At 67.9% G+C, this 6271-nt stretch carries 6 protein-coding genes and 1 pseudogene; all 7 read left to right on the top strand.

What is annotated here, in order from left to right:
• The first annotated feature begins 203 nt into the window (after positions 1 to 203).
• Positions 204 to 1103, top strand: a complete 900-nt coding sequence (argB, locus tag MMB92_RS34870) for an acetylglutamate kinase (RefSeq protein WP_006490510.1) — start codon at positions 204 to 206, stop codon at positions 1101 to 1103.
• The gene (locus tag MMB92_RS34865) at positions 1100 to 1891 is read left to right on the top strand and encodes a pyrimidine 5'-nucleotidase (RefSeq protein ID WP_006495545.1); all 792 of its coding nucleotides are present in this window, start codon (positions 1100 to 1102) and stop codon (positions 1889 to 1891) included. Before argB ends, MMB92_RS34865 begins: the two co-directional genes overlap by 4 nt.
• The gene (gene slmA, locus MMB92_RS34860) at positions 1858 to 2523 is read left to right on the top strand and encodes a nucleoid occlusion factor SlmA (RefSeq protein WP_012492337.1); all 666 of its coding nucleotides are present in this window, start codon (positions 1858 to 1860) and stop codon (positions 2521 to 2523) included. The genes MMB92_RS34865 and slmA overlap by 34 nt, the downstream gene beginning before the upstream one ends.
• A gap of 266 nt (positions 2524 to 2789) precedes the next feature.
• Positions 2790 to 3935, top strand: coding sequence for a homoserine O-acetyltransferase (locus tag MMB92_RS34855; RefSeq protein WP_006484643.1), 1146 nt, complete (start codon positions 2790 to 2792; stop codon positions 3933 to 3935).
• A complete protein-coding gene (gene metW / locus MMB92_RS34850) occupies positions 3932 to 4540 on the top strand; it encodes a methionine biosynthesis protein MetW (protein WP_006484645.1) in 609 nt (202 codons plus the stop codon). Before MMB92_RS34855 ends, metW begins: the two co-directional genes overlap by 4 nt.
• Positions 4541 to 4656: 116 nt before the next feature.
• On the top strand, positions 4657 to 6078 hold the full coding sequence (locus MMB92_RS34845; protein WP_006484646.1) for an AmpG family muropeptide MFS transporter: 1422 nt from the start codon (positions 4657 to 4659) through the stop codon (positions 6076 to 6078).
• Positions 6068 to 6271, top strand: a pseudogene (locus MMB92_RS34840) (M48 family peptidase); the annotation flags it as partial. The gene MMB92_RS34845 and the pseudogene MMB92_RS34840, both read left to right, overlap by 11 nt.

The raw sequence follows: 6271 nt of genomic DNA, 5'->3' as shown, positions 1-6271 counted from the left end.
CCACCGCAAACGCGCGCGCGCCAGCCCGCCGGTGCCGCCCGCGCGGCGCCGCCCGAATCGCGCCGCGCCATAGCCGGCGGGCCGCCGCGTGCGATGCCGCGGCGCGCCGCCGGTGTTCCGATCGGCCCAAAAACCCGATGCTGCGCTGCGCCACTCCTGTACAATTCGGCCTGTTTCAACCGTTCCCAGCCAGAGCCGCCGCCATGTCCGAGCCCATCGACCTCTCGCAGATCGCCCCCACGCTGAAAGCAGAAATCCTCGCGGAGGCGCTGCCGTACATCCGTCGTTACCACGGCAAGACCGTGGTCATCAAATACGGCGGCAACGCGATGACGGAAGAGCGGCTCAAGCAAGGCTTCGCGCGCGACGTGATCCTGCTGAAACTGGTCGGCATCAATCCGGTGATCGTCCACGGCGGCGGTCCGCAGATCGATCACGCGCTGAAGAAGATCGGCAAGGCCGGCACCTTCATCCAGGGCATGCGCGTCACCGACGAAGAGACGATGGAAGTCGTCGAATGGGTGCTGGGCGGCGAAGTGCAGCAGGACATCGTGATGCTGATCAACCACTTCGGCGGCCACGCGGTGGGCCTGACGGGCAAGGACGGCGGCCTGATCCACGCGCGCAAGCTGCTGATGCCGGACCGCGACAACCCGGGCCAGTACATCGATATCGGCCAGGTCGGCGAAGTCGAGGCGATCAATCCGGCGGTCGTGAAGGCGCTGCAGGACGACGCGTTCATCCCGGTGATCTCGCCGATCGGCTTCGGTGAAGACGGCCTGTCGTACAACATCAACGCGGATCTGGTCGCGGGCAAGCTGGCCACGGTGCTGAACGCCGAGAAACTGCTGATGATGACCAACATCCCGGGCGTGATGGACAAGGACGGCAACCTGCTGACCGATCTGTCCGCCCGCGAGATCGACGCGCTGTTCGAGGACGGCACGATCTCCGGCGGCATGCTGCCGAAGATCTCGTCGGCGCTCGACGCCGCGAAGAGCGGCGTGAAGTCGGTGCACATCGTCGACGGCCGGATCGAGCATTCGGTGCTGCTGGAAATCCTGACCGAGCAGCCGTTCGGCACGATGATCCGCTCGCATTGAGCGCGCGCCGCCCGCCTGCCCGCCCCGACCTGCCGGCCCCGCTGCGGCGCCGGCGCATCTCGCGCAGCCGGCCGCGCGCCGGCGCGCCGGTCTGGTTGTTCGATCTGGACAACACGCTGCACCACGCATCGCATGCGATCTTTCCCGAGATCAACCGTGCGATGACGCAATACATCATCGACGCGCTGCAGGTCGGGCGCGCCGAAGCCGACCGCCTGCGCACCGGCTACACCGAGCGCTACGGCGCCGCGCTGCTCGGTCTCACGCGCCATCACCCGATCGACCCGCACGATTTCCTGCGCGTGGTCCACACGTTTTCCGACCTGCCCGCGATGGTGCGGGCCGAGCGTGGCCTCGCGCGGATCGTCGCCGCGCTGCCGGGCCGCAAGCTGATCCTGACCAACGCGCCGGAAAACTATGCGCGCGCGGTGCTGCGCGAGCTGGGCATCGAGCGGCTGTTCGAGCGCGTGATCGCGATCGAGCACATGCGCGACCGCCGCACGTGGCGCGCGAAGCCCGATCACACGATGCTGCGCCGGACGCTGCGCGCCGCGCACGCACGGCTCGCCGACGCGATCCTCGTCGAGGATACGCGCGGCCACCTGAAACGCTACAAGCGTCTGGGCATCGGCACGATATGGATCACCGGCCACTTGCCCGGCCATCTGCCGGCGACCGGACGTCCGCATTATGTCGACCAGCGCATTCGTTCGTTAAAATCGCTGCGACTGGGCACACGATCGGGGCGACAAAAATGCAGCCGACTTACCCGCAGGACCAAGCCGTAACGGAAGGCCAGGCCACACCCTCGCGCCCGCGCCCGAAGCCAGGCGAGCGCCGCGTCATGATCCTGCAGACGCTCGCGGCGATGCTCGAGGCCCCGAAACCCGAGAAAATCACCACCGCCGCGCTCGCGGCCCGGCTCGACGTGTCGGAGGCCGCGCTGTATCGGCACTTCACCAGCAAGGCGAAGATGTACGAAGGGTTGATCGAGTTCATCGAACAGGCGCTGTTCGGGCTCGTCAACCAGATCGTCGCGAAAGAGCCGAACGGCGTGCTGCAGGCCCGCACGATCGCGTTGACGATGCTCAATTTCGCCGCGAAGAACCCCGGCATGACGCGCGTGCTGACCGGCGAGGCGCTGGTCGGCGAGGACGAGCGGCTCACCGAGCGCGTGAACCAGCTGCTCGACCGGATCGAGGCGACCGTCAAGCAATGCCTGCGCGTCGCGCGTACCGAGGCGAATGCGCCGCAGGACGGCGCGACGCCGTTCGTGCTGCCCGCCGACTACGATCCCGGCGCCCGCGCGAGCCTGCTCGTCAGCTACGTGATCGGCCGGTGGCATCGGTTCGCGAAAGGCGGGTTCCAGAAGCCGCCGGGCGAGCAGGCCGATGCGCATCTGCGGCTGATCCTGCAGTGACCGACGCATGACGGCGCGCCCCGCCATGCGCCCGAATCCGGGCCTCGCAATTTCCGCTATACTTTGCCGACTGTCGCCCCACGGGCGGCAGGTCGGAAGCGCGCCGATTTGCTGACTCGATTGCGGGCGCGCGAACCGGCCAGGGCGTGGCTGTGCGTTCGCCCTGGCGGTTCACTACAAATGCGGCTAAAGAGGTCGTCAGCCGCGCACCTTCGCCTCCGCGCATCGCCGACACCATTTAGCCGCCCAGTCATAAGGCGGAACGAATGGAATCGATCGGCATCGTCGCTCCACAGACCATGCACTTCGCCGAACCGCTGCGCTTGCAAAGCGGCAGCGTGATCGGCAACTATCAGCTCGTCGTCGAGACGTACGGCGAGCTCAACGCCGCGCGCTCGAACGCGGTGCTCGTCTGCCACGCGCTCAACGCGTCGCACCACGTCGCCGGCGTCTACGCGGACGATCCGCGCAGCACCGGCTGGTGGGACAACATGGTCGGCCCGGGCAAGCCGCTCGACACCAACCGCTTCTTCGTGATCGGCGTGAACAACCTCGGCTCGTGTTTCGGCTCGACCGGACCGATGAGCATCGATCCGTCGACCGGCAAGCCGTACGGCGCGAAGTTCCCGGTGGTCACCGTCGAGGACTGGGTGCATGCGCAAGCGCGCGTCGCCGACGCATTCGGCATCGAGCGCTTCGCCGCGGTGATGGGCGGCAGCCTCGGCGGCATGCAGGCGCTCGCGTGGAGCCTGATGTATCCGGAACGCGTCGCGCACTGCATCGACATCGCGTCGACGCCGAAGCTGTCCGCGCAGAACATCGCATTCAACGAGGTCGCGCGCTCGGCGATCCTGTCCGATCCCGATTTCCACGGCGGCGACTACTACGCGCACGGCGTGAAGCCGAAGCGCGGCCTGCGCGTCGCGCGGATGATCGGCCACATCACGTACCTGTCCGACGACGACATGGCCGAGAAATTCGGCCGGGCGCTGCGCCGCGCCGACGGCGCGCTCGACGCGTACAACTTCAGCTTCGACGTCGAGTTCGAGGTCGAGTCGTACCTGCGCTACCAGGGCGACAAGTTCGCCGACTACTTCGACGCGAACACCTACCTGCTGATCACGCGCGCGCTCGACTACTTCGATCCGGCGAAGGCGTTCGACGGCAACCTGACGGCCGCGCTCGCGCACACGCAGGCGAAGTACCTGATCGCGAGCTTCTCGACCGACTGGCGCTTCGCGCCCGCGCGCTCGCGCGAGATCGTGAAGGCGCTGCTCGACAACAAGCGCACGGTCAGCTACGCGGAAATCGATGCGCCGCACGGCCACGATGCGTTCCTGCTCGACGATGCGCGTTATCACAACCTGATCCGCGCGTATTACGAACGAATCGCCAACGAGGTAGGAGCATGAACCAGCAAGCGCTGAATTCCCTGTCCGCGCGCGCGGACTTCCGCGCGATCGCGCGCTGGGTCGAGCCGCGTGCGACCGTGCTCGACCTCGGCTGCGGCGACGGCTCGCTGCTGTCGCTGCTGATGGAAGAGCTGGACGTCACCGGCTACGGGATCGAGCTGAACGACGCGGGCGTGCTCGCGAGCACGAAGAACGGCATCAACGTGATCCAGCAGAACCTCGAGGACGGCCTGCGCCTGTTCGAGGACCACAGCTTCGACATCGCGATCCTGTCGCAGACTCTGCAGACGATTCACCAGACCGCCGCGATCCTGCGCGAAACCGCGCGGGTCGGGCGCGAATGCATCGTGTCGTTCCCGAACTTCGGCTACTGGGCGCACCGGCTGTCGGTGCTGCGCGGCCGCATGCCGGTGTCGAAGTCGCTGCCTTACCAGTGGCACAACACGCCGAACGTGCGGGTGCTGACGATCAAGGATTTCGAGGCACTCGCGCCCGAGGTCGGCGTCACGATTCTCGACCGCATCGTGCTGCACGAAGGCCAGCCGATTCGATGGGGAGCGAACTGGCGTGGTAGTCTTGCTGTCTACCGCGTCAAGCGCAGCTGAGCCGGGGGGCCGTTGACGGAAGCTCCGGTCCGCACGCGCGAGCGGTCGCCCCTCGTGCGCCGCTCGCGCCGCCTGCGCTGCCGCCGCCATCAGTCAACGCTACCCAGTTCCAGTCCATGTCGAAAACGCCACACGAGGCGCCCGCACTCACCGCTCACGAGGATCACCCCGGCTGGCGAGCCTATCTGAACACGCACATGCTGATCTGCGTGTTCCTGGGCTTCACGTCGGGTCTGCCCCTCTTCACGCTCGTCTACCTCGTGCAGGCATGGCTGCGCTCCGAAGGCGTGAACCTGAAGGAAATCGGCCTGTTCGCGCTGATCCAGTTCCCGTATACGTGGAAGTTCCTGTGGGCGCCGCTGATGGACCGCTACATCCCGCGCCTGCCCGGCTGGCGGCCGGGCCGCCGGCGCGGCTGGCTGCTGCTCACGCAGCTGCTGGTCGCGGGCGCGATCGCCGCGCTCGGCTTCGTGTCGCCGCGCGACTCGATCTGGACGGTCGCCGCGCTCACCACGCTCGTCGCGTTCTTCGGCGCGAGCGCCGACATCGTGATCGACGCGTACCGCCGCGAGCTGCTGCGCGACACCGAGCAGGGCCTCGGCAACGCGGTGCACGTGAACGCGTACAAGCTCGCCGCGCTGATCCCCGGCTCGCTGGCGCTGATCCTGTCCGACCACATGCCGTGGGACGCCGTGTTCGCGATCACCGGCGCGTTCATGCTGCCGGGCATCCTGATGACGCTCGTCGTGCGCGAGCCGGAAGTGGTCGGCGCGCCGCCGCGCAACCTGCGCGACGCGATCGTGCTGCCGTTCCGCGAATTCATCCAGCGCGACGGCTGGGCCGGCGCGCTGCTCGTCATCGCGTTCATCTTCCTGTACAAGATCGGCGACACGATGGCCACCACGCTGTCGACGTCGTTCTTCCTCGACATCGGCTTCACGCGCACCGAGATCGGCATCGTCGCGAAAACCACCGCGCTCGTCGCGAGCGTGCTGGGCGGCATCATCGGCGGCATCTGGCTCGTGAAGATCGGCATCGGCCGCGGGCTGTGGATCTTCGGCGCGCTGCAGCTGGTGTCGACGCTCGGCTTCGCGTGGCTCGCGCAGCTCGGCCCCGGCTCGCCGGTGCTCGCGATGCTGTACGACTTCACCGTGTCGACGAGTCACGCGATCGCGTCCGCGCTGTCGGTGTTCGGCATCGCCGTCACGCCGCAATTCAGCCCGATGACGGTCGCGCTCGCGATCGTCTACGGCTTCGAGACCTTCACGACCGGCCTGACGATGGCCGCGTTCGTCGCCTATATCGCGAGCACGACCGACCCGCGCTATACGGCCACGCAGTTCGCGCTGTTCACGAGCCTCGCGTCGGTGCCGCGCACGCTCGCGTCGGCCGCGAGCGGCTTCATCGTCGCGAAGATCGGCTGGTTCGACTACTTCATCGTGTGTACCGCGCTCGCGATTCCCGGCATGCTGCTGCTGTTCAGGATCGCGCCGTGGAACGGTACCGCACGCGACGGCGAGGCGAGCCGTGCGCAGTAACCGCCTGCATCGTCTCGCCCACGTCGCGGCTGCGTTGAGCATCGGCGCCGCGGCACTGGCCGCGATGGACGCCTGCGCGAGCGACACCGGCGCGACCGCGGCGGGCTCCGCGCCGGCGACGCCGCCCGCGCCTGCGACGGCGGCCGCGCCCGCCGCGCCGTCCATCGCGGAAGGCGCGCAGCCGACCGGCGCC

Origin of the sequence: Burkholderia sp. IO2 (genome assembly GCF_029522185.1) — a bacterium.
In the GTDB taxonomy this organism is placed as follows: domain Bacteria; phylum Pseudomonadota; class Gammaproteobacteria; order Burkholderiales; family Burkholderiaceae; genus Burkholderia; species Burkholderia cenocepacia.
This window is presented reverse-complemented; position numbering and strand designations above follow the sequence as displayed.